Source organism: Ferranicluibacter rubi, from assembly GCF_011603255.1.
Classification (GTDB): Bacteria; Pseudomonadota; Alphaproteobacteria; order Rhizobiales; family Rhizobiaceae; genus Ferranicluibacter; species Ferranicluibacter rubi.
This window is the reverse complement of record NZ_JAANCM010000007.1, coordinates 98,057-120,516: the sequence shown is the minus strand read 5'-3', so window position 1 is coordinate 120,516 and position 22,460 is coordinate 98,057. Positions and strand designations below refer to the sequence as shown.

Here is a 22,460-nt window from a genome sequence, read left to right as displayed (position 1 = left end):
TTCAACCCTCTAGGCTTACCGGTAGTTCGAGTCCATGTTCTTTCAGTAGAGCGTGACGTCGCGCTGCTCTATGGTCATTCGCTACCATTTCGGCGCACATTTCTTCTGCGGTAATCTCCGGAACCCAACCGAGCTTCTTCTTGGCTTTATCGGAGCTACCAAGAAGTGTTTCCACCTCGGCTGGGCGGAAATATCGCTGATCAATTCTCATAACTACGTCTCCAACCTTGAGCGCTGGAGCTAGATCACCTCGAACTGAAGCGACCGTAGCAATTTCTTCAATTCCCTCTCCCGAAAACTCTAAAATGAGACCGAGTTCGTTTGCTGTCCAGTGAATAAAATCTCTAACTGAGTATTGCAATCCAGTTGAAATAACGAAGTCTTCCGGCTCGTCCTGCTGCAGCATCATCCACTGCATTCGCACGTAGTCTTTTGCGTGACCCCAATCACGGAGACTGTCGATATTACCCATAAACAAGCATGTTTCCAGCCCCATCGCGATGTTGGAAAGTCCTCTGGTGATCTTCCGCGTCACAAACGTCTCGCCGCGACGTGGAGACTCATGATTAAACAATATTCCATTGCAGGCATACATACCGTAAGCTTCGCGATAGTTCACAGTGATCCAATAAGCGTAAAGTTTAGCAACAGCATAGGGCGAGCGGGGATAAAATGGCGTTGTCTCGCGCTGCGGCGTTTCTTGAACTAGGCCATAAAGCTCTGATGTTGAAGCTTGGTAAAATCTCGCCTTTTTCTCTAGCCCTAAAAACCGAATTGCCTCTAACAGTCGTAGCGTTCCGATAGCATCCACGTCAGCAGTGTATTCGGGCGCCTCGAAACTGACGGCAACATGAGACTGAGCACCAAGGTTGTAGACCTCGTCTGGCTCAATATCCCGGATAATACGTGTTAAATTTGAGGTGTCCGACAAATCGCCGTAATGCAACTTAAAACGCGCGTTTTGAAGATGCGGGTCTTCGTAAATGTGATCTACACGGGCAGTGTTGAACATTGAGGCGCGGCGCTTGATGCCGTGAACCTCGTAGCCTTTGGAAAGAAGTAGCTCCGCCAAGTAGGATCCATCCTGACCTGTTACGCCTGTGATTAACGCAACTTTGGCACCACTCTGCACTTTATCAGTCATAAAACCCTCGAAGGACTCGCCATCACAGCCGTTGTAAAAATCTCGGGACCAAACCAACGTCTCATTTTTAGGCCACCAAACGACTGTCAAGTAACCTAGCAGCTCCTCTAGGGCAACAGCGCTCAGGCAGTTTTAATCCGCTGGGACGGAGATTTCCCTCATCAAACGACACAGCGGTAACGAAGCATTAACACCCGTTAACATCCGAGGCGCTCGCGCAATGTAATATAAAAGCGAATTAAGCCCTATTTTTACCGGAAAGTCGGTGCAAAAAATATATTACGCACGATCTTATTTATAAGATACTGCTCCGAAAGGGGGATTCGATATATCTAGTTGCGGTTCCTTGGAATTTATGAAGATTAGATGCAGAGCACGAGAGCCTGTACTGAAGCCAACCAGCGGCAGTATGTCCGTTGAACAAGCCGGTGTGAAAGCGATGTCACAGATCGCGAATGGGTCTCTGTTGCTCCTTTCATGCCAAAGCCATGGCGTCGTCTTTACCTCTGCGCAAGACCGATCTGCGGGATGTCTTGGACGCCCTTCTTTATAACGCTTTAACGGGCTGCAAGTCGCGGATGCTACTGAGAGGCTGCCCCCCAAAAAGAATTGAGTGTTTTCAGCCAGTTGTGCTTCCGTCGGATTTGCAAAGATTCGATGGAGGGCACGATGGCGTGGACTGAAACCACCCGGCGGAATTATGTCCGTCGGACGCTGCGATATGCAAGCGACGTTACGGATCGCGAATGGAATTTTGTTGTGGCGTTCATGCCCGCGCCACGGCGTTTGGGTCGTCCGCGCAAGACCGATTTACAGGAGATTGTGAACGCCCTTCTCTATATCGCCTTGACAGGTTGCCAGTGGCGGATGCTGCCCAAGGATTTTCCGCCCTGTTCCACGGTGCAGCGGTATTTCTATGAATGGCGGGCCATGGGCGTTTGGTCACGCATCAACCATCACCTCGTCATGGAGGCGCGGGAACTGGAGGGGAATGAGGCCTCGCCAACGGCTGGTGCCATCGATAGCCGAAGCGTAAAAACAACCGAAAGCGGTGGTATCCGGGGCTTTGATGCGGGCAAGAAAATTAAGGGCCGCAAGCGTCACATCATTGTCGATACACTCGGCCTCATGGTGCAAAGTGCCGATATCCAGGACCGTGACGGTGCCCCGATCTCCTAAAGTCCATTCGCAACCGTTGGCCATGGCTCCTTCATGTCTTTGCCGACGGCGGCTATGCGGGCGACAAGCTGAAAAAGCGGCTGCAGGAAATCGGCAAATGGTCACTCGAAATCATCAAGCGCTCCGACAAAACCAAAGGCTTTGAAATCCTCCCGCGCCGCTGGGTCGTTGAACGGACTTTCGCGTGGCTGGGACGATGCAGAAGACTGGCGAAAGACTTAGAGACATCTATCGCTTCAGCAGAAGCCTAGATAACCATCGCTCACATCCGAATGCTCACCAGACGGCTGGCAGGATACGGATATCGTTGAAACCTTTTCGAGTCCGACTTTTACACATCGACCAACCGAACCCGTCGGAAGATGATACTTTCAACGCCGCTGTATCACACTACTGCTGTGACCACCAACATTTGCATCCTGGTAACCCTCCATTGCCGACGTCTTGATATTGCAGATGAACTTGGACCGACCGTAAACTGATTTTCCAAACATATGTTTGCATGGCTTTTCAGCGCTGGATAGCTATCGACCGGCCTACCAAGTGAACAGTTTGGCCGCAACAGCACCGCAGAAGAATTCCATATCGACAGACGATCTGTCACAGCTTCGCAACTACCCGCGCCCCTACGCCGCCGCACCTAGTTTGCCATGCGGGTCCAACACGTACTTTATTGCCGCGCCCTGATCGAAGCTCTCATACCCCTGCACTGCATCATCCAGCGGAATGATCTTGGCGTTAACGATGTCGGCGATGGGGAGGCGGTCGTGGAGGATCGCTTGCATGAGTTGGCGGTTGTACTTCAGCACCGGCGTCTGGCCGGTGTGGAAGGATTGCGCCTTGGCCCAGCCGAGGCCGAAGCGCAGCGACAGACTACCGCGGCGGGCGGCATCGTCTACGGCGCCGGGGTCTTCCGTGACGTAGAGGCCGGGAATGCCGATCGAGCCGGCGGCGCGGGTGATCTCCATCATCTGGTTGAGCACGATGGCCGGCTGCTCGCCGCCGGCATGGCCGCGAGCCTCGAAGCCTACGGCATCGATGGCGCTGTCAACCTCGTCCGTGCCGATCACCTGCGCGATCATATCGCCCAGCCGGTCGCTTTTGGAGAGGTCTACCGGCTCGAAGCCGACCTTTGCGGCATGCGCCAGGCGCTCTTTGTTGAAATCACCGATCATGACGACGGCCGCACCCAGGATACGGGCGGAGGCAGCGGCGGCTAGCCCCACTGGGCCGGCACCTGCGACATAGACGGTGGAGCCGACGCCGACACCCGCCTTCACCGCGCCGTGAAAGCCTGTCGGCAGGATGTCGGAGAGCATGGTGAGGTCGCGGATCTTCGACATGGCCCGGTCGCGGTCGGGGAATTTTAAGAGGTTGAAGTCGGCATAGGGAATGGTGACGTAGCGCGCCTGCCCGCCGATCCAGCCGCCCATGTCGACATAGCCATAGGCGCCGCCGGCGCGCGATGGGTTGACCGTCAGGCACACGCCGGTGTCCTGCGACTTGCAGCAGCGGCAGCGGCCGCAGGCGACGTTGAAGGGCACGGAGACGATGTCGCCGACTTCCAGCATCTCGACGTCGACGCCCTTTTCGATCACCTCGCCGGTGATCTCGTGGCCGAGCACGAGGCCCGGAAGAGCGGAGGTGCGGCCACGCACCATGTGCTGGTCGGAGCCGCAGATATTGGTGGAGATGACCTTGAGGATCACCCCATGCTCGATGCGGCGGCCATCGGGCGCCTCGAGCTTCGGATCGTCGATGTCGCGCACCTCGACCTTGCCCGGCTTCAGGTAGACCACGCCTCTGTTCTTGCTCATGTCTTGGCTCCTCCATCTGTGTTGTGCTGCCGGCTGTGGCAACAGGCGTCCGTTTAGGATCAAGCGCACCGTCGATCGCATCCGCGCGAGCTGGCTCTCCCTGGCGGTGGCATAAGCCTTCCTCACGCCCTGCCGCTCCTCCGCGGCACCTCCATGGACACGCACCAGCAGACCACGCGCCGGCCGGCTATGCGCCCGGAGAAGCGACATGCTCGCCTTAAGCGGCGACATTGCGCACTTCGGGCAGTGGCTGCGTTTGTACCGGCAAACAGAGCACGTCCTTGCCCGTTACCCAAGTAAATTGGTAGATTATTGCTGTCGAAACGTGCTCCGCTCGCGCATCCTGAAGGCCGAATTCGAGGCGCGGAGGAGGTCTTCCGCGTGAAGGTGGCACATATGACATTGAAATCATTCTTCGCGGCCGCGGCCGTCGGTCTTGCAAGTCTCTCAATCGCGTCCGTTGCAGCAGCGGCGGATAAGAAGGTGGTCGTCGGCTACCAGACGGATGCGCTGCCCTCCTCGGTTGCGATTGCCAATGGCGAATTCGCCAAGGCTACCGGCACCGAGATCGATTTCCGCAAGTTCAACTCCGGCGCCGAGATCTTCGCGGCCATTGCCTCGGGCGATGTGCAGATCGGCTATGTCGGCTCCAGCCCGTTTGCGGCAGCGACTTCGCGCGGCCTCGATGTGAAGGCCTTCTATCTCTCCTCCATCTCCGGCATCGACGAGGCGCTTGTCGTACGCAGTGGCTCGGGCATCGAAAGCCTCGACGACCTCAAGGGCAAGAAGCTCGCCGCCGCTCCCGTCTCCACGGATCATTATCAGCTGCTCGCCCTCATCGCGTCGCTGGGCCTCTCGGAAAAGGACGTTCAGGTCTTCGCCATCCCGCAGCCGGAAATCGTCGCCAGCTATACCCGCGGCGATATCGACGGCGGCTTCGTCTGGGATCCGGCGCTGACCGAGCTGAAGAAGAACGGCAAGGTGCTGATCACCTCGAAAGAGGTGGCCGAACGCGGCGCACCGACCTTCTCCGCCTGGGTCGCGGCCTCGGACTTTGCCAGCGAAAATCCGAAGTTCCTGCGCGACTATGCCGGCGTGATCAACAAATATTACGCCTCCTTCGCCGCCGACAAGGCAGCCTGGGGCCCCGAAAGCGACAACGCCAAGGCGCTTGCAAAAATCCTCGGCGGCACGGCGGAGCAGCATGCGGCAGCGCTGAAAAACCTCAACCTCCTGACGCCGGACGTGCAGGCATCGGCTGCCTGGCTCGGCGGCGGCGAGGCCTCGGGTGCGGCGAAGATCCTCAAGGACACGGCCCAGTTCCTGAAAGACCAGGGCAAGGTCTCGCAGGTTCTGCCGAGCTATGCGGCCTTCGTTACGCCGGAGGCGCTGGCCAACGCCAGCAACTGATCCTGTCTTTGAAACCTCAGACGCCGGCGCTCCCCGCGCTGGCGTCGCATGCATGAGATTATCCTATGCTTTCAGTCGATCAGGCCAGCGTCTACTTCGCCACGCGCGATGGCCGAACCGTCCAGGCGCTGGACCGGGTATCCTTCGACATTCCCGACAGCGGCTTTGTCGTGGCGCTGGGCGCTTCGGGGTGCGGCAAGTCTACCATTCTCAATGCCATTGCCGGTTTCCTGCCTTTGTCGGAGGGCACGATCACGCTCAATGGCCGGCCGGTCTCGGGCCCCGGTGCAGATCGCGGCGTCGTTTTCCAGAAGGATACGCTGCTGCCCTGGAAGACGGTCATCGAGAATGTCGGCCTCGGCCTGAAATTTGCGGGCATAGGGCGTGCCGTGCGGCGGGACCGCGTCGAGGAACTGCTGCGCCTCGTCGGCCTTGCCGATTTTGCTGCGGCCTATCCTTACGAGCTGTCGGGCGGCATGCGCCAGCGCGTCGGCATCGCCCGGGCGCTCGCCACAGAGCCGGAGATCCTGCTGATGGACGAGCCCTTCGGCGCCCTCGACAGCCTAACGCGCGAGCAGATGCAGGAACTGCTGGTGGGTGTGTGGAAGCGCACGGGCAAACGCATCTTTTTCATCACCCATTCCATCGAGGAAGCGCTGTTTCTCGGCACGCAGGTGCTCGTCATGTCGCCGCGCCCGGGTCGCATCGTCGGGCGGTTCGATCCACCGTTCATGCGCCAATTCGCGGAAAGCGGCGACGCGCGCGCGGTCAAGACCGCACCGGAATTCGCCGAACTGCGCGAGGAAATCCGCGCCATGCTGCACGCCACGGACACTGTGAGAAGAGACGCCGCATGAGCGAGATCACCCAGGACACCGTCCTCCGCCCCGACCAGCTCCACACGCACACTCAGTCGCAACCCCTCCCCCGCCCGGTCCGCACGGTGGAAATGACGAGCTTCGGCATTGCGGGCCGCCCGACGGCCGCCATCAGCCTTGTCACCGCCGTGGTCATCCTGTCGGCATGGTGGGCGACATCGTGGTTGGGCCTCGTTTCCCCGCTCTTTCTCCCCGCACCAGCAGAGGTGGTGACGCAATTCGCCAACATCTACCGCGACGGCTATGCGGGCGCGTCGCTCGGCGAGCATCTGTTCGCCAGCCTGTTCCGCATCCTCACGGCCGCCGCCATCGCCATCAGCCTGGCCATCCCGATCGGCCTGTTGATGGGTGTCAACCGCGTCGCCAAAGGCGTGCTGGATACGCCGATCGAGTTCTACTGGCCCCTGCCGCCGCTGTCCTACCTGCCGCTAATGATCATCTGGCTTGGCATCGGCGAAACATCCAAGATCACGCTGCTGACGCTCGCCATGTTCGCACCCATCTGCCTCTCGGCGCAGGCCGGCGTGCGGGCGCTGCCCATCGAGCGCATCAATGCGGCGCGGTCGCTCGGCGCCAGCCGCTTCCAGCTCTTCACCGATATCGTCTTTCCATCGGCCCTACCGGAAATCCTCACCGGCGTCCGCATCGCGCTTGGCATCGGCTGGGGAACGCTGGTGGCCGCGGAGTTGATTGCCTCCACGCGCGGCATCGGCTTCATGATCATGTCGGCCGCCCAGTTCCTCGCCACCGACGTCGTCTTCGTCGGCATCTTCATCATCGCCGCCTGCGCTTTCTCCTCGGCCGCCGCCATCCGTCTGCTGGAGGCCGCACTGGTGCCATGGAAGGGGCGGACATGATGTTGGGGCATTCCCGGGAAGCGCTCTAACGTCTCGATCACCGGGAAAAATCCTGTCACTGTCAAGAAAGACTTGTCTTTCTCCTGTATTTCACCGCTAAACGTACCCGCGCGTCAGGGCCGAAACCTCACAAGGCGTCACCATGAAAACATCCATCGCCCATCAGATCCTCACCTCCGCCAGTACGCTCTTCTACCGGGAAGGCATTCGGGCCGTTGGCATCGACCGTATCATCGAGGAGGCCAATGTCGCCAAGGCGACGCTCTACCGGCATTTCCCGTCGAAGGATCATCTGGTTGCCGCCTATCTGCAGGATCGGCACGAACGCGTGCTGCGCTCGCTGCACGATGTGCTCGCCACGGTTAGCGTCCCGCGCGATCAGGTCGAGGCGATCTTCCTGCGGCTGCATGAAAAGGCCGACAGCCCGGAGTTCCGGGGCTGCGCCTTCGCTCTAGCCGTTGCGGAACACGGCGAATCCGAACGGGTCACGACGATCGCCCGCACCCATAAGGCCGCCGTCGGCGACATCTTCCGCAGGGTCCTCGCCCAGGTCACAGCCGCGCCGGATCAGCCGGCCGCACACCTTGCCCTGCTCTACGAGGGCGCCCTGTCCACCGTAGCCGTCGGGCGCGATCCGCAGGCCGTGCTTGTCGCACGCGACTGCGCTCTCTCCGTCTTCGACGCCGCGATATCTCCCGGACTCCAGACCCGAATTCTCCACGAAAGAAAAAGTGCATGACCAAGACCATCGATTACTTCTTCGGCATCGGCTCTCCCTTCGCCTTCATCGGCCTTGCGCCCTTTCGCGAGCTTGCCGAGCGCCAAGGCGTCACCATCCGCCCCTATCTCATCCCTCTCATCGAGGACAATGGCGGCATCTATTCGCGCAACCGGCCAGAGCCACGCCGGACCTACTGGACGAAGGACCTGAAGCGCTGGGCGGCTCATCGCGGCAAGACCCTGACCTTCGAAAATCGGGCCGCCCTCTCCGACCCGACCCCAGCCGGCCTGCTGGTGATTGCCGCCATCGAAACGGGCAAGGACTGGCTGGCGCTGACCGCCTCCCTGCAGGAAGCCTTCTGGAGCCATGGTTCGGATATCGGTAAACCGGAAGTGCGTATCGCCATTGCCGACGCTGCCGGACTGGACGGCGCGGCGCTCGAAAAGCTTGCGCAATCGGACGAGATCCGCGCCATCTGGGCGTCGAACAGGGACGTCGCCTCGGCCGCCGGCGTCTTCGGCCTGCCGACCTATCGCTTCGAGAACGAACTCTATTGGGGACAGGACAGCCTTCCCTTTCTCGAGCGCCACCTGAACGGCGAAGCGCCGATCGCCTGATCGCAGACGACCTGCGATCACCCGAATCCCCGGAGTATCTTATGTCCTCATCCCCCGCTTTTTCCTCGCAGACCCTCGAACAGGGGGCGCCTCTCGCCGCGCTGCTCGAACGGCTGAGATCGCGGTTCGAGGACCGGTTTTCGGCATCGCAGGCGTTGCGCGAGCAGCATGGCCGTGGCGAGTCCCACCACACGCCGGCCATTCCCGATGCCGTGGTCTTTGCGGAAACGACGCAGGAGGTGTCCGACATCGTCCGTCTCTGCGCCGAGGCGGGCGTGCCGGTCATTCCCTACGGCACGGGCACGTCGCTCGAAGGGCATCTAACCGCGCTTCATGGTGGCGTGAGCATCGACCTCTCGCGCATGACGAAGATCCTGCGGATCACCGCGCAAGATCTGGACTGCACGGTCGAGGCGGGCGTGACGCGCGAGCAGCTGAACACGCATCTGCGCGACACCGGTCTCTTCTTCCCCATCGACCCCGGCGCCAATGCCTCGCTCGGCGGAATGGCGGCCACCCGGGCCTCCGGCACCAATGCCGTGCGTTACGGCACCATGCGCGAGAACGTGCTGTCGCTGACCGTGGTGCTGCCGAGCGGCGAGATCATCCGCACCGGCGGCCGGGCGCGAAAATCGTCGGCCGGCTACGATCTCACCCGGCTTTTCGTCGGGTCCGAAGGCACGCTCGGCATCATCACCGAGGTAACGCTCCGGCTTTATGGCGTGCCGGAAACCATCTCGGCCGCGCTCTGCTCTTTTCCAAGCGTCGAGCAAGCGGTGGCAGCCGCCATCTCCGTGGTGCAGCTCGGCATTCCCGTTGCCCGCATGGAGTTGATGGATCGCGGGCTGATCGACGCCGTCAACCGCTATTCCAGCCTCTCGCTCGACGTCGAGGACACGCTCGCCTTCGAATTCCACGGCTCGCCGGCCGCCGTCGCCGAGCAGGTGGAGATGGTCGCCGCCATCGTCGAGGAGAATGGCGGCCGCGATTTCGCCTTCGCCAGCACGCCGGAAGAGCGCAACCGCCTGTGGAAGGGGCGGCACAACGCGTTCTATGCCGTCGTCTCCCAGCGCCCGAACGCCAAGGGCTGGTCGTCGGATGTTTGCGTGCCCGTATCGGAGCTTGCCGGCTGCATCCTGATGACACGCGAGCTTCTGAAGAGCTGCAGCGTCCCTGCCGCCATTCTCGGCCATGTCGGCGATGGCAATTACCATGTCGTCTTCGCCGTCGATCCGCAAAACAAAGCCGAACTCGACGAGGTCGCTGCCATCAACAAGGCGATGGTCCACCACGCCATCTCCGTCGGCGGCACCTCCACCGGCGAGCATGGCGTCGGCACCGGCAAGATCGACTATCTCAGGCGTGAACATGGCAGCGCCGTCGATCTCATGGGCATCATCAAGGCCGCCATCGACCCCAAGGGCATCATGAACCCCGGCAAGATCCTGCCCGACGACGCCTTCCCGTCCGACCATTGAGAGGACCAGCGCCTATGACGCCCTTCAAGACTCACAGCTCGCACTGGGGCGCCTTTTCCGGCCGCGTTCAGGACGGCGCACTCGAAATCCGCCCACATTCCGGCGATCCCCACCCCTCGCCACTCCTCGGCAACCTGCCCGCCAGCGCCGATAGCCCCATGCGTATCCGCCGTCCGGCTGTGCGGCGCGGCTGGCTGGAGCACGGACCCGGTGCAGCCGCCGCGCGTGGCGCAGACGAATTCGTCGAGGTCGAATGGGACGAGGCGCTGGCGCTGGTCGCAGCTGAGCTTCGCAGGGTCTACGACACGCACGGCCCGCAGGCCGTGTTCGGCGGGTCCTATGGCTGGGCGAGCGCCGGGCGCTTCCACCATGCGCAGAGCCAGGTCCACCGGTTCCTGAACCTGCTCGGCGGCTATGTGAAATCCGTCAACACCTACAGCTCTGGCGCTGCCATGGTCATCATGCCGCATGTCCTTGGCCCCTATGATCACGTGGAGCGAAAGAGCGTCACCTGGGATGCCATCGCGCGCAGCTCCCAAATGGTCGTCGCCTTCGGCGGCATGGCCATCAAGAATGCGGATGTGCATGGCGGCGGCAACAGCGCGCATATCGTGCGCGACAGGATCGGCAGTGCCAGCGCGCGCGGCTGCCGCTTCATCCTCGTCAGCCCGCTGAGAGACGATTTCCCGCCGGAAGCGAACGGCGAATGGCTGTCGATCGTACCGGGAACGGACGTCGCGCTGATGCTGGGCATTGCGCATGTCCTTGCCACCGAGCTTCTGCACGACCGCGCCTTCCTCGATCGCTACACGGTCGGCTACCTCGCTTTCGAGGCCTATCTCACCGGCGCATCCGACGGTGTGGAAAAGACCCCCGAATGGGCCTCCGCCCTCTGCGGTATCGATGCGGACACGATCCGCACGCTCGCCCGCGACATGGCGCGGTCAAGAACGCTCGTCACCGTCAGCCACTCGCTGCAGCGGGCAGACCATGGCGAACAGCCGGTCTGGATGGGCATTGTGCTTGCCGCCATGCTCGGTCAGATGGGGCTCGACGGCGGCGGCTATTCCTATTCGCTCGGCGCGCTCGGCAATACCGGCAAGCACGATCTCACTGTTCCCCTGCCGACGCTCGATCAGTTCCGCAACCCGGTCGCCGACTTCATCCCCGTCGCACGCATCGCCGACATGCTGCTCCAGCCGAGCGCACCCTATGCCTATAACGGGCAGGCGCGGCGCTATCCGGATATCAAGCTCGTCTACTGGGCCGGCGGCAATCCCTTCCACCATCATCAGGATCTCAACCGTCTCCGCGCCGCGTTCCGGCGTCCGGAGACCATCATTGTGCACGAAACGGCCTGGACGTCGTCGGCCCGCCACGCCGATATCGTGCTGCCGGCAACCACGACGCTGGAGCGCGACGATATCGGCGCTGCCTCGGGCGATCCCCTGATGATCGCCATGAAACAGCTGATCGCACCCGTGGGCGAGGCGCGCGACGACTACGCCATCTTCTCGGGCCTTGCCCGCCTGCTCGGTACCGCAGAGGCCTTCACCGAAAACCGCAGCGCCCGCGACTGGCTGGCCGTCCTCTACGACACGACGCGAAAGGCGCTCGACGCTGGCGGCCATGAGGCCCCGGATTTCGAGACCTTCTGGGCACGCGGCGAGCTCACTTTGCCGGTCAAGCCCGACACCGGTGGTCCCGCCCGCGCCTTCCGGGACGATCCGCACGCCTCCCCGCTCGCGACCCCCTCGGGCAAGATCGAGATCTTCTCGCAAACGATCGAGAGCTTCGGCTACGAGGATTGCCAAGGCCACCCGCGCTGGTATCCGCCGCATGCAGAAGCCGCAAGAGCAGGAGCAGGCGCGGACCCCGCCCCGCTGCACCTCGTTTGCAACCAGCCGCATCAGCGCCTGCACAGCCAACTCGATTACGGCGCCGTCAGCCGGGCGACCAAGATCGACGGCCGCGAGGCCCTGCGCATCCACCCGGCAGACGCCGCCGCGCGTGGCATTCAGGATGGCGACGTGGTGCGTCTCTTCAACGCGCGCGGCAGCTGCCTTGCCGCCGCCGTGCTCAGCGATGCCTTGCGCGCCGGCGTGATGCAGCTTGCCACCGGCGCCTGGTTCGAGCCGCACGATCCGACGGCCGAAGAGGCCACGTGCATCCACGGCAACCCCAACATCCTCACCCGCGACATCGGCACTTCTCAACTCGCACAGGGCTGCACGGGACAGCTCACCCGCGTCGAGATCGAGCGCTTCGCCGGCACCCCGCCGCCGGTACGGATCTTCGAGCCGATTAGGTTTGCACACCTTCCATCAGGGTCATCGTTGGAGCCACGGGCCAAAAGCAGCGGAAAATAACGATGACACGATGCCCCCTCTGGATGAACAGACTATTCACCCTAGGTTCATCCCTTGCCGCCTAATAGTAAGACTTACTTAGCAAGGATGACCCAATGACCAAGTTCACTCATGTTTTCGGCGCTGCCGCTGTTGCGGTCGTGCTGGGCCTTACAAGCTTCTCAGCCGCATCTGCCGCACCGATCGTGCCGGCGCCCGTTCAGCTGACCGTGGACGCACAGCAGGTTCAGTATCGTCATCGCGACGATCGCCCCCGTTGGATGAAGCGCCAGGATCGCAGGCATGAGCGCCGCATGGAACGTCGCGAAGAGCGTCGGGGCTACTGGCGCGGTCACCGCGGCTACCGCGAGGCCCGTCGTGGCTACCGTCGCCACTCCGACGGTTACTACTACGCACCGGAAGTCTTCCGTCTGGTCATTCGATAGCAGTTCAATGGCCGCCGCTCTGCAGAGAGCGGCGGCTCTTTCTTTTGTCGGAAGTCGACAGTGAGAGCGATTGCTGCCGCACCGTGCTAATAAATCACTTCCTGTCATCTGATGTTCAGTCGCGGTCCACCAGCCCGGACGTATGTCACCACTCTCAACAGAAACATGAACTTTTTCGGCATCCGTGCCGCACGCAATCGCGTCCTCTTTCAGGGGGTCGTGGTGGCCTTCGAACTTGCAAATGAAGGAGACAGCTCAGACCTTCAGCTCCGCGGGATCGTTTGCGACAACACCGTCTTGGTGTCGACAAAGACCGACGGTCGAGACCATTCGCATTCTCCGTGGGCACAAGCAGCTCGATGAAAGCGTTTTCGGCAAGAATGCCGTCGCGACGTCAAACACGGCCGTCGAAGCCCACCACGTTGGGAGAGGTTCCACGCGTTCTCTCACTTCTCCTGTCAAATGACAGACAATAGGCGGCTGTGATACATCGACCGGAACGACTTGAACGTGCTGTACCTGAGGCTGTAACCTGGCACGACCGACCCGACACGTTACCTGCAACTCTTCACACCGTTTATTGCAGTGTGGAATCCTGCGGTAAAAAACGAGTGGGCTGAGGTCAAGCGATGGGTGCGGTGTGGAAACAAAGGCGTAAATCGGCGCCCGACACTTACGAGATCGGGCACCCGTCCGGTATACGATGAGCACGCCGCCGAGTTCTTCCAAGATGCCGCCCTCACCTCCATGGTCATGACGGCGCTTTTGTATACGAGCAGGCAACCACGCGAACTCTTCACTCTCGAACCGAGCGATGTTGATGTGGCTGGACTAGAGAATGAAGAAGCCTTTGCTCATAACGATCGGATCATCGAAATGAAGCTGGAAATCGGCCACTTTATCCCCGTTCGTGTCCCCGTAAACATACGTGTCGGAAGCCTGCTTTTCCACGCGAAGTTCGCCAGCAGTGCCCGAGAACGCCTTCGAGCCGACAAAGTAAAACCCGTCGTTCTTGGCGGTCTTGGTGTTGGCATCGATACCCGATAGGTCGATGCGATCCCCACCTGCGCCGGAGAAATCGAAGATCGTGTCGATGCCAAGTTGCGCACTGGACTCGCTCACCGTCTTGTAGACGAAGGTATCCTTGCCGCCTTCGCCAAGAAGAGCGTCGGCACCAATCCCGCCGATGAGTTTGTCGTTCCCGGCTCCGCCAACAAGCCGATCATTGCCGCGGTTGCCTGAGATAGTGTCGTTTCCGCTATATCCGAAAAGCACGTCCGAGGAATTGCTGCCGTAAATATCGTCAGCGCCGGCTAGGGCGGTTTTAACGGCTGACTTTATCGCATTTTCGCTGCCACTCTCTGCGAGCTTGATGATGGTCTTCACGGACAGATTGAGGCCGGACACCGAAGCGTACAGCGAACTTCCGTATTTTTCAGTGAACCCTGTGACAGTTCCGCCCACCAGCCCATCGTCGCTGTAAGAGAAACCCTTGCCGTTGATCACGACCTTCAAGCTGCCCACATAACCACTAATCGTCGTCTTGTTGTATGACGAAATGTAGACATTGCCCAAAGACGACAAATCAAGATCGTAGTCCGTCATGTCGAGACTGTAGTCTCCCCCGACCCGTATCGTAACGCCCATCTTCCCCTCCTGTGAGTGTAAGCAGCATAACACTTTAAGATTGCACAAAGTCAAGCGGATGCGAGCCGCGCTAAAAAGAATGCGACTCGCCTCGGTTGTGGAAACGTACAATGCGAACGAATGAAACTGCAGACCCGACTCGCGACCAAAATCAGAGTTTGTAAGCCATCAACGCTGGCTCGCGGCGTCTACCGGACAATTCGAATCTTGTTCGGGATGCTCCAGCATTCGACGCTCTCGCCGATTGCCCTCGGTTGCGGTACCGTCTTAGGAAACATCTTCGATGCCGTTAGCTTAGAGTGCACCCGTGATGCTGAATGCTGGCTCTGACCCGCTGAACGAGCTGACCTAGACTTCGTACGAGCGCGCGCAATCTTCTAATGGCAGGCTTACCCATAAGATTCGCTCATTGCGCGACGATACAGAGGAGGAGGATTTGTATGACGGAGAGCCAAGCAAAACAGGCCGCTGCAATTATTACTGCACTAGCGAATTCAGCGAGGGTTCGAATGACTCAAATCATGCTTACGGGTGAGACTCAGGTTGGCGACTTGTCGGACCGCGTTGGTCTTTCTCAATCAGCGACGTCACAGCATCTCAAGATTTTCAAGGGGTTGGGAATAATTTCGCAGAGAAAAGACAAGCAGTGGCGATATTGCGCAATCGAGCCAAGATGGGTTGAGACATTAAAGCGGCTGCTTTCGATCGCTGAAGAGCATGCTGTCGAGGACCATAGAAAGCCGGCGTGGCCGTAGCGGCACCAACCTCTCGACACGATACGGGCAGCGTAACGGAGGTCGCTTACAGCAGAGTAGTTGCACATTCCGCTCGAGGTGCGAAAGAGCGTGACGATGAGACTGCCAACAATCCGGGATCCCATTCGAAGGGCAAGTGTCAGGGATCAAATGCCTCTGTTCAGGTCCTTGAATTCTTCCCGCTCATCCCGCACCGTTGACATACGAACGAACAAAAGCGGAGCGTAAGGGTGCATATGCTGGACATGCCCTATCTGAAGGTGAAGTTCTGGAGAGCCACGTTATGCCGGTCGTTGTCCAATTAGACCGGACGAGGATACGCTCGACAGAGCGATCGTAATCGTGAAAGCGACTTCGATAGCGTCCTACGCACCTCGGCGTCGATATGACGTTTGGCGACAGAATACGCGCAGCGAAGTCGCCTGCGCTCTGCTTCTGGTCCGTCGCAACCATCCCAAAGCTCGTGCCGCAGCCGCCGGTCCTTGATCATCTTGATCCCCGCCTGAAACGCTGATCCCGGCTAAGGCGAAAATCGACCAAAATAATCTATAAATTCGATCGAATAAGAACAACTGGTCTTTCTCATCGCGCGCGCAGACCCCTAGTCTAGGTCTCAAGAAACGAGAGCCTGACACCGTGACCCGAGAGACGACAGCCCCCTCAGTTCCAAGATCCGCAACGCGCTTTTCAGCGCAGGGTGCCGCTCGTTGCCTTGCCACTGGTCGTACCTGTTGTCCGGCATCAGATCATTAGCCAGCCAAACGATCGACATCCCGCGAGAGCCGAAACCGGCCGGCGGGCCTAAGAGAACCCGAACCTTTTCAGGAACCCCGTATGACCGACCGCGCCTCCCTGCTTTCCCCCACCCGCCGCCGCCTGCTGCGTGCCACTTCGGCCTTCACGGCGCTGGCACTTCTTGCGACGCTGGCTGGCCCCGCCGCGACGCTCGCCGATGACGCCAAGAAAGAGGGTGGCGATATCACCTTCCTCATCGACTCGCTCGGCGATACCTGGATCCCCAACAACAGCGCGATCTCAAGCTTCCAAGGCCATATCTGGGGCCATGTGGCCGACAAGCTCGTCTATGTCGATGCGCAGGGCCAGGCGAGCCCCTGGATTGCCGAGCGCTGGGAGCAGAACGCCACGGCGACGGAATTCACGCTGCATCTCAAGCAGGGTGTGACGTTCTCGGATGGCACCCCGGTCGATGCGACCGCGGTGATCGCCAATCTCGACATCTGGTCGGCCGGCCGCAAGAAGGAGGGCATCAACCCCATCTTCCTGTTCCCGAAAACCTATGAACGGGCCGAGGCCGTGGATGCCGCGACGGTCAAGGTCTTCTTTAAGAAGCCCACGCTTGGCTTAATCCCGACGCTCGGCTATCACGGATCCATCCTCATTTCGCCGAAGACCATCGCGCAGCCGGCGACCGAGCAGGCGGATCTCAGCAAGAGCTCGGGCAGCGGACCCTACATCGTGGAGTCCTGGAAGGAGGGCGATCACGTCACGCTCACCAAGCGCAAGGACTACAACTGGGGTCCGGCCGCCGTCGGCCACACCGGTCCGGCCTTCCTCGACACGATCACCTACAAGCTCGTTTCCGAGCCGTCCCTGCGCATCGCCTCCGTCCAGTCCGGCCAGGCCGACGTCGCCTACAACGCCTCGCCCCAGGAGCTATCGTCGCTGAAGGACGAGGGTTTCACGGTCGCCACGCCGCGCTATCTCGGCTTCGTCAACGGCCTCGCCATCAACACCAAGCTCGCGCCTTACGACGATGTGAAGGTGCGTCAGGCGCTGCAGGCGGGCATCAACCGGCAGGAGATCATCGACACGGTCTATACGCCCGACTGGAAGCTCGCGACCTCGTTCATCCAGAGCAACGTGCCCGGCGCGACTGACCACAGCGATCTGCTCGTCTACAATCCGGAAAAGGCCGAGAAGCTTCTCGATGAGGCCGGCTGGGTCAAGGGCGCAGATGGCGTGCGGACCAAGGACGGCAAGCCGCTGTTGCTGACGCTTCATTCGAACCCCTATCTCGCAGCTTCCAAGTCGATCGACGAGCTCATCTCCCAGCAACTCGGCAAGATCGGCTGGAAGGTCGTGATCCGCGCCTATGACGTGGTGACCTTCGGCGAGAAGGTGAAATTCGGCGGTGTGGCCGTTCCGGCCTATGAGGTCACGCGCAGCTTCATCGATGCCGGAACCGTCGCCGGCATCCTCACCAATGCGAATAACGGCGAAAACTGGTTCGCGCTCGACGAGCGGGATACGGTCATCAACGACCTGCGGGACAAAATCGCCAGCGCCGACACTCTGGATGCCCGCGCGCCACTGCTCGACGCGCTGCAAAAATACGTGCTCGAACAGGGCTACTTCATTCCCCGTACGGAAATCGTCCAGCGCATCTACGTCCAGTCGCCGGCACTGAAGGGCGAGGTCTACAACGGCGTCGCCTATGCCAGCTACTACACCGCGACCAAGAGCGAGGTTGGGCAGTGACAGCAGCCGTCGCAGGGGTCGCGCCATGAACAGCGCCTATCTCACCTATGCGGGCAAGCGGTTGGCCCAGGCCGCCATCGTCATCCTGCTCGCTTACGTCTTCACCTTCGTGGTCGTGAGCATCCTGCCCGGCGACCCGATCACCAGCGTGCTGCGCAATCCCCAGAACGGATTTTCCGAGGAGGAGATCGCGCAGATCGTGGCGGCACAGGGCCTTGACAGACCGGTTCTGGAACAGCTCTGGTCGTCGCTGTCTGGCTTCCTCACCGGTGATCTCGGGCTTTCCATGCGCTCTCACCGGCCGGTGACGACGATGATCGCCGAGGTGCTGCCCTCGACGCTCATCCTGGCCACATCGGCGCTGTTCCTCGCGCTGGTGCTGGCGGTGGTGGTCGCCTACGGCACGCAGGTTCTGCCGAAGCGCTACGGGCAGGGCCTCCTGCGGGCCTTTCCCTCGCTGTTCCTCTCGGTGCCCAACTTCGTCATCGGGCTGGTGCTCATCCATCTCTTCGGCTTCCAGCTCGGGCTCTTCCGGGTCATCAATCCGGATAGCGCCTGGGCGACCTTTTTTGCCGCGGTCACGCTCGCCATTCCCATCTCGGCCCAGATCGCCGAGGTGCTGATCGCCAGCCTCGATCATGAAGCGGACCAGGATTACATCGCGGTGGCGCGCGGGCGCGGACTTCGTCCGTTCCGCCTCTTTACCCGCCACCTGCTGAAACCCTCTTCGTTGCCCGTCGTCACCGTTATCGCACTCACCATCGGCGAGCTGCTCGGCGGGTCGCTGATCACCGAGACGGTTTTCGGCCGTACCGGCATCGGCAGCCACGTGCAGCGCTCGGTCAGCACGCAGGACCTGCCGGTGCTGCAGGCCGTGGTGTCGCTGGCCGCCGTTGTCTTCGTGCTCGCCAACCTCATCGCCGATCTCGTCTATCCCCTGCTCGATCCGCGCGTGAAGCTGCTGGGGGCAAGAACCCCGCGCTCACCCGCGTCCAAACCCGCGGGAGCATCGGCACCATGACCCTCCTCTCCACAGCCACCGCCGCACACCTCGCCCCGACACGCCGGCGAGCGGCGCTTCCGCCGCTTCCCGTCGTCCTGTCGCTCGTTTTCGTCGCACTTGTCATTGCCTGGTCGCTCGTGCCCGGCCTCTTCACCGGCCATGACCCGATCGCCGGTGTGCCGGCCGACAAGCTCTTGGGGCCAAGCCTTGCGCACTGGTTCGGCACCGATCATCTCGGCCGCGACCTCTTTGCCCGCGTGGTCTTCGGCAGTGCTTCCTCGGTCACCAGCGCACTCATCGCCGTCGTCATCGGCGTTCTCGCCGGTGGCCTCATCGGGCTCGTCGCGGGCTTTCTCGGCGGCTGGGTCGACACGGTACTTGCCCGCTTCGTCGATGTGCTTCTGGCGATCCCGAAGTTCCTGCTCGCGGTCATCGTCGTCACAGCCATCGGCTTCGACACCATCAATGCGGCGATTGCAACGGGCGTCTCCGCCGTCGCGGTCTTTGCCCGCGTCATGCGGTCGGAGGTGATCAAGACGCGGGAGGCGACCTTCGTTGAGGCGTCGTTCCTGTCGGGCGGCTCGCGCTGGCACATCCTCCTTCGCCACGTGCTGCCCAATGCCTCGCGCTCCGTGCTACCACTGGGCGTGCTGCATTTCGGGGACTCGATCCTCGTCATCGCCAGCCTCGCCTTCCTCAGCTACGGCGATCCGCCGCCCGCCTCCGACTGGGGCCTGCTGATCTCGATCGGCAAGGATTACCCCAAATGGCCCTGGTTGGTTTACGCCCCCGCCCTCGTCACGATTGCCACAGTCCTCTCAGTAAACAGGATCAGCCGATGGCTCCGCACGACAGACTGACCACCGCCTTCCCCCACAACGTTCAGGTGGACAGACCCACGCCGCTCCTTCACGTCGAAGACCTCAACGTCTCCTATGGTGCGAACCGCGTCGTGACCGATGTCGGCTTCTCGCTCGGTCGCGGCAAGAGCCTGGCGCTCATCGGCGAGTCCGGCTCCGGCAAGTCCACCATCGCCCGCACCGTGCTGCGCCTGCTTCCCGGGGCTACCCGGGTCAAGGGCCGCGTCTCGTTCGACGGCGAGGATATTCTGGGACTGTCGGAGCGACGCTTCCGGCCTTTGCGCGGGCGGGCCATCGGCTTCGTGCCACAGGACCCGGGCAATGCGCTCAACCCCGTCCGCACCATCGGCTCGCAGGCGCTGGAGGCCGCAGCGCTCGCCGACGAGCGCGATCCGCGTATAGCAAGGGAACGCATCCTTGAAACCTTCGCGCAGGTCGGGCTCGACAATCCACAGCGCGTTTATGACTCCTATCCGCACCAGCTCTCGGGCGGCATGCTCCAGCGCGTGCTGATCGGCTTGGCCGTTCTGCCAAGGCCGCTGTTGCTGGTGGCGGACGAGCCGACCTCGGCCCTCGACGTCACCATTCAGAAGCGCATCCTCGATCTCCTCTCCCGCCTTCAGCACGATCTCGACATCAGCCTGCTGCTCATCACCCACGATCTTGCGATCGCGGCCGAGCGGGCCGACAGCATCGTCGTCCTCAAGGACGGTTCGGTGCAGGAGGCGGGCAGCACGGCCACGGTCTTTGCGGCTCCCTCCTCGCCTTACGCGAAGAAGCTGCATGCCGATGTGCCGGCGCTCAATCCCCACCGCTATGCGACGCTCCGCGATCCCGGCTTCCGCCGTCTTGGCGATGACGGGCAGGCGCCGAAGATCTTGGTCCAGAATCTCACCAAGACCTTCGAGGTCGATGGCAACGTGTTGACAGCTGTCAACGACGTCTCCTTTTCCGTACCCTCCGGTACGACGCATGCGCTGGTCGGCGAGTCCGGTTCCGGCAAGACGACGACGATCCGGCTGCTGCTTGGGCTGGAACAGCCCGAGTGCGGCGAGATCACGGTCGCGGGCGAGACGATCACCGGGCGCACGCACCGCTCGATGCAAAGCGCCTGGCGGCATTTGCAGCTCGTCTACCAGAACCCCTTCACCTCGCTCGATCCAACATGGACCGTCGAGCGCCTGGTGCGCGAACCGCTCGACCGGTTTAAGATCGGGACACCGGCCGAGCGGGCCGAATGGGTGCGCGCGGCCCTTGTCGATGTCGGGCTCGGTGCGCATCTGGTCACGCGCAAGCCGCAGGCGCTCTCCGGCGGGCAGCGCCAGCGGGTGGCGATTGCCCGGTCGCTGGTGCTGCGGCCCGACGTGATCGTGCTGGACGAGCCGACCTCCGCACTCGATGTCACCGTGCAGGCCGATATCGTCGCGGTGCTGCTTGAGCTGCAGGCGAAGCTCGGCCTCACCTATGTGTTCGTCTCCCACGATCTCGCGCTCGTGCGCCAGCTCGCCCACACGGTGTCGGTCATGCGCCATGGCCGCATTGTCGAGCATGGTACGGTCTCCGACATCTTCGAGAACCCGCGCGAACCCTATACGGTGGCGCTGCTGCAATCGATCCCCTCGGGAGCAGCCTCGCCCGTGCGGGCGCGCACCGTACGGCCGGCAGTCCAGCCGGTGTTCGGGCAAGAGCAGATCGCATGACCGCCGCTGCTGCCACATCCTTCGCACCCACTGCCAACACCGCGTTCCGGGCGAAGACGCGGATCGGCTTCAACACCCGCGTCGCCTTCAACGACGCGGCCGGGCCCGCACAGGGCCTGCGCGACGGCATCGCGCTCTACACGGCGGCGGAGCGGCTGGGCTACCAGTCGGGCTGGGCATACCAGCGGCACTTCGATCACTATCTATCGTCGCCGCTGCCCTTCTTTGCCGCCGCCGGCCAGCACGCACGGCGCATCACCTTCGGCTCCGCCGTCATTCCCATGCGCTATCAGGACCCGATCCTTCTGGCTGAAGCTGCCGGCACCACCGATCTCCTGATCGACGGCCGGCTGGAACTGGCGATCGCCACCGGCGCGAATGCCGCCTTCGATGCCGTATTCGACACGGTCGGCACGGATGCGCGGACGGAAGCCAAGCGCCGGCAGGCGCGGTTTCTGGCCGCCGTGCGCGGCGAGGTGCTGCACACCGTGACCGACCCCGGCGAAGGCGCGCCGGCGGGGACGCAGCTGCGCGTGACTCCGCACAGCCCGACACTTGCCGCCCGCATCCGCCAGGGCTCGGCCAGCCTTGCCTCCGCCGTGCAGGCGGCCGAACTCGGCATCGGCCTCGTCTGCGGTACCGTTCAGCACGATCATGACGAGGGCGAGGCCTTTGGCGCCTATCAGGCGCGCGGCATCGCCGCCTTTCGCGCCCGCTGGCACGAGCTCTGGGGCACGAAGCCGCCGCTGGTCACGGTCGCAGCCTCCATTCTCCCAGCGACGTCTCCCCACCTTCTGGAAACCTATGCTGCCTACGATCGCGAACGCCGGACGCTCGGCATTGCTGCGTCGCGGCCCAAGGGCGCGCTGGCACCCGCAGCCGTACAGCCGCCGGGCTCGCAGATCTCGCCGGTGTTCCACGGCACGCCCGACCGGGTTGTCGAGGCGATCGCGAGCGATCCCGGCCTCAGCGCCGCCGACGAGATCATCCTCTTCCTGCCGCCCGGCTTCGGCCTTGCGGAAAACCTGCGCGTCCTCGGCGATTTTGCGGAAACGGTTGCGCCCAGTCTCGGTTGGTCGGCCTCGTGGTAATGTCCGGACG

The 22,460-nt window shown here is 61.9% G+C and carries 18 protein-coding genes and 1 pseudogene; 16 read left to right on the top strand and 3 right to left on the bottom strand.

Annotated features, from left to right (window positions below; genetic code table 11):
- Position 1 precedes the first annotated feature (1 nt).
- Entirely contained in the window at positions 2 to 1,144 is a 1,143-nt protein-coding gene (gene gmd, locus G8E10_RS14925; protein ID WP_167129971.1) for a GDP-mannose 4,6-dehydratase, read from the bottom strand.
- 366 nt (positions 1,145 to 1,510) lie between these two features.
- Between gmd and G8E10_RS26010 the strand changes: the two are divergent.
- Together G8E10_RS26010 and G8E10_RS14915 are read left to right on the top strand one after the other, a co-directional pair.
- Positions 1,511 to 1,746, top strand: a pseudogene (locus tag G8E10_RS26010) (IS5/IS1182 family transposase); the annotation flags it as partial.
- 67 nt (positions 1,747 to 1,813) lie between these two features.
- Positions 1,814 to 2,574, top strand: a protein-coding gene (locus G8E10_RS14915) for an IS5 family transposase (RefSeq protein ID WP_281517597.1) whose coding sequence is annotated in 2 segments (ribosomal slippage) — positions 1,814 to 2,315 and positions 2,315 to 2,574 — 762 coding nt in all. Because the reading frame shifts where the segments join, the coding sequence is not laid out codon by codon here.
- A gap of 375 nt (positions 2,575 to 2,949) precedes the next feature.
- Here the strand turns inward: G8E10_RS14915 and fdhA are convergent.
- A complete protein-coding gene (gene fdhA, locus G8E10_RS14910) occupies positions 2,950 to 4,140 on the bottom strand; it encodes a formaldehyde dehydrogenase, glutathione-independent (RefSeq protein ID WP_167129910.1) in 1,191 nt (396 codons plus the stop codon).
- 396 nt (positions 4,141 to 4,536) lie between these two features.
- On the opposite strand from fdhA, the gene tauA reads away from it, so the two are divergent.
- The 8 genes from tauA (at position 4,537) to G8E10_RS14870 (ending at position 12,895) form a co-directional block, all read left to right on the top strand.
- Positions 4,537 to 5,550, top strand: a complete 1,014-nt coding sequence (gene tauA, locus G8E10_RS14905; RefSeq protein ID WP_167129909.1) for a taurine ABC transporter substrate-binding protein — start codon at positions 4,537 to 4,539, stop codon at positions 5,548 to 5,550.
- Between the two features lie 65 nt (positions 5,551 to 5,615).
- Entirely contained in the window at positions 5,616 to 6,407 is a 792-nt protein-coding gene (locus tag G8E10_RS14900) for a taurine ABC transporter ATP-binding protein (RefSeq protein ID WP_167129908.1), read from the top strand.
- A 92-nt stretch (positions 6,408 to 6,499) separates the two neighbouring features.
- Positions 6,500 to 7,285, top strand: coding sequence for an ABC transporter permease subunit (locus tag G8E10_RS14895; protein WP_281517608.1), 786 nt, complete (start codon positions 6,500 to 6,502; stop codon positions 7,283 to 7,285).
- A 142-nt stretch (positions 7,286 to 7,427) separates the two neighbouring features.
- The gene (locus G8E10_RS14890; protein ID WP_132449335.1) at positions 7,428 to 8,024 is read left to right on the top strand and encodes a TetR/AcrR family transcriptional regulator; all 597 of its coding nucleotides are present in this window, start codon (positions 7,428 to 7,430) and stop codon (positions 8,022 to 8,024) included.
- On the top strand, positions 8,021 to 8,623 hold the full coding sequence (locus tag G8E10_RS14885; RefSeq protein WP_167129906.1) for a 2-hydroxychromene-2-carboxylate isomerase: 603 nt from the start codon (positions 8,021 to 8,023) through the stop codon (positions 8,621 to 8,623). Before G8E10_RS14890 ends, G8E10_RS14885 begins: the two co-directional genes overlap by 4 nt.
- A 41-nt stretch (positions 8,624 to 8,664) precedes the next feature.
- Positions 8,665 to 10,101 (top strand): FAD-binding oxidoreductase, encoded by a 1,437-nt coding sequence (locus G8E10_RS14880; RefSeq protein WP_167129905.1) that lies wholly within the window; start codon positions 8,665 to 8,667, stop codon positions 10,099 to 10,101.
- A 14-nt stretch (positions 10,102 to 10,115) separates the two neighbouring features.
- Positions 10,116 to 12,470, top strand: coding sequence for a molybdopterin-dependent oxidoreductase (locus G8E10_RS14875; protein WP_167129904.1), 2,355 nt, complete (start codon positions 10,116 to 10,118; stop codon positions 12,468 to 12,470).
- A gap of 95 nt (positions 12,471 to 12,565) precedes the next feature.
- The gene (locus G8E10_RS14870) at positions 12,566 to 12,895 is read left to right on the top strand and encodes a hypothetical protein (RefSeq protein WP_167129903.1); all 330 of its coding nucleotides are present in this window, start codon (positions 12,566 to 12,568) and stop codon (positions 12,893 to 12,895) included.
- Positions 12,896 to 13,726: 831 nt separating this feature from the next.
- Here G8E10_RS14870 and G8E10_RS14865 read toward each other — a convergent pair.
- The gene (locus G8E10_RS14865; RefSeq protein WP_167129902.1) at positions 13,727 to 14,542 is read right to left on the bottom strand and encodes a calcium-binding protein; all 816 of its coding nucleotides are present in this window, start codon (positions 14,540 to 14,542) and stop codon (positions 13,727 to 13,729) included.
- Between the two features lie 380 nt (positions 14,543 to 14,922).
- Between G8E10_RS14865 and G8E10_RS26315 the strand changes: the two genes are divergently transcribed.
- The 6 genes from G8E10_RS26315 (at position 14,923) to G8E10_RS14835 (ending at position 22,450) form a co-directional block, all read left to right on the top strand.
- Entirely contained in the window at positions 14,923 to 15,297 is a 375-nt protein-coding gene (locus tag G8E10_RS26315) for an ArsR/SmtB family transcription factor (RefSeq protein ID WP_425530845.1), read from the top strand.
- Between the two features lie 834 nt (positions 15,298 to 16,131).
- Complete coding sequence (locus tag G8E10_RS14855) at positions 16,132 to 17,796, top strand: ABC transporter substrate-binding protein (protein WP_167129900.1); 1,665 nt, start codon at positions 16,132 to 16,134, stop codon at positions 17,794 to 17,796.
- Positions 17,797 to 17,821: 25 nt separating this feature from the next.
- Positions 17,822 to 18,817, top strand: a complete 996-nt coding sequence (locus G8E10_RS14850) for an ABC transporter permease (RefSeq protein WP_167129899.1) — start codon at positions 17,822 to 17,824, stop codon at positions 18,815 to 18,817.
- Complete coding sequence (locus tag G8E10_RS14845) at positions 18,814 to 19,659, top strand: ABC transporter permease (protein WP_167129898.1); 846 nt, start codon at positions 18,814 to 18,816, stop codon at positions 19,657 to 19,659. The genes G8E10_RS14850 and G8E10_RS14845 overlap by 4 nt, the downstream gene beginning before the upstream one ends.
- Complete coding sequence (locus G8E10_RS14840) at positions 19,638 to 21,359, top strand: dipeptide ABC transporter ATP-binding protein (RefSeq protein ID WP_167129897.1); 1,722 nt, start codon at positions 19,638 to 19,640, stop codon at positions 21,357 to 21,359. The genes G8E10_RS14845 and G8E10_RS14840 overlap by 22 nt, the downstream gene beginning before the upstream one ends.
- Complete coding sequence (locus tag G8E10_RS14835) at positions 21,356 to 22,450, top strand: LLM class flavin-dependent oxidoreductase (RefSeq protein WP_167129896.1); 1,095 nt, start codon at positions 21,356 to 21,358, stop codon at positions 22,448 to 22,450. Before G8E10_RS14840 ends, G8E10_RS14835 begins: the two co-directional genes overlap by 4 nt.
- The last annotated feature ends 10 nt before the right edge of the window (positions 22,451 to 22,460 follow it).

Excerpts from the sequence above, each read along its gene's own strand:
- gmd (WP_167129971.1), bottom strand. The coding sequence starts at position 1,144 with ATGACTGATAAAGTGCAGAGTGGTGCCAAAGTTGCGTTAATCACAGGC.
- fdhA (WP_167129910.1), bottom strand. The coding sequence starts at position 4,140 with ATGAGCAAGAACAGAGGCGTGGTCTACCTGAAGCCGGGCAAGGTCGAG.
- tauA (WP_167129909.1), top strand. The coding sequence starts at position 4,537 with ATGACATTGAAATCATTCTTCGCGGCCGCGGCCGTCGGTCTTGCAAGT.
- G8E10_RS14900 (WP_167129908.1), top strand. The coding sequence starts at position 5,616 with ATGCTTTCAGTCGATCAGGCCAGCGTCTACTTCGCCACGCGCGATGGC.
- G8E10_RS14895 (WP_281517608.1), top strand. The coding sequence starts at position 6,500 with ATGACGAGCTTCGGCATTGCGGGCCGCCCGACGGCCGCCATCAGCCTT.
- G8E10_RS14890 (WP_132449335.1), top strand. The coding sequence starts at position 7,428 with ATGAAAACATCCATCGCCCATCAGATCCTCACCTCCGCCAGTACGCTC.
- G8E10_RS14885 (WP_167129906.1), top strand. The coding sequence starts at position 8,021 with ATGACCAAGACCATCGATTACTTCTTCGGCATCGGCTCTCCCTTCGCC.
- G8E10_RS14880 (WP_167129905.1), top strand. The coding sequence starts at position 8,665 with ATGTCCTCATCCCCCGCTTTTTCCTCGCAGACCCTCGAACAGGGGGCG.
- G8E10_RS14875 (WP_167129904.1), top strand. The coding sequence starts at position 10,116 with ATGACGCCCTTCAAGACTCACAGCTCGCACTGGGGCGCCTTTTCCGGC.
- G8E10_RS14870 (WP_167129903.1), top strand. The coding sequence starts at position 12,566 with ATGACCAAGTTCACTCATGTTTTCGGCGCTGCCGCTGTTGCGGTCGTG.
- G8E10_RS14865 (WP_167129902.1), bottom strand. The coding sequence starts at position 14,542 with ATGGGCGTTACGATACGGGTCGGGGGAGACTACAGTCTCGACATGACG.
- G8E10_RS26315 (WP_425530845.1), top strand. The coding sequence starts at position 14,923 with ATGGCAGGCTTACCCATAAGATTCGCTCATTGCGCGACGATACAGAGG.
- G8E10_RS14855 (WP_167129900.1), top strand. The coding sequence starts at position 16,132 with ATGACCGACCGCGCCTCCCTGCTTTCCCCCACCCGCCGCCGCCTGCTG.
- G8E10_RS14850 (WP_167129899.1), top strand. The coding sequence starts at position 17,822 with ATGAACAGCGCCTATCTCACCTATGCGGGCAAGCGGTTGGCCCAGGCC.
- G8E10_RS14845 (WP_167129898.1), top strand. The coding sequence starts at position 18,814 with ATGACCCTCCTCTCCACAGCCACCGCCGCACACCTCGCCCCGACACGC.
- G8E10_RS14840 (WP_167129897.1), top strand. The coding sequence starts at position 19,638 with ATGGCTCCGCACGACAGACTGACCACCGCCTTCCCCCACAACGTTCAG.
- G8E10_RS14835 (WP_167129896.1), top strand. The coding sequence starts at position 21,356 with ATGACCGCCGCTGCTGCCACATCCTTCGCACCCACTGCCAACACCGCG.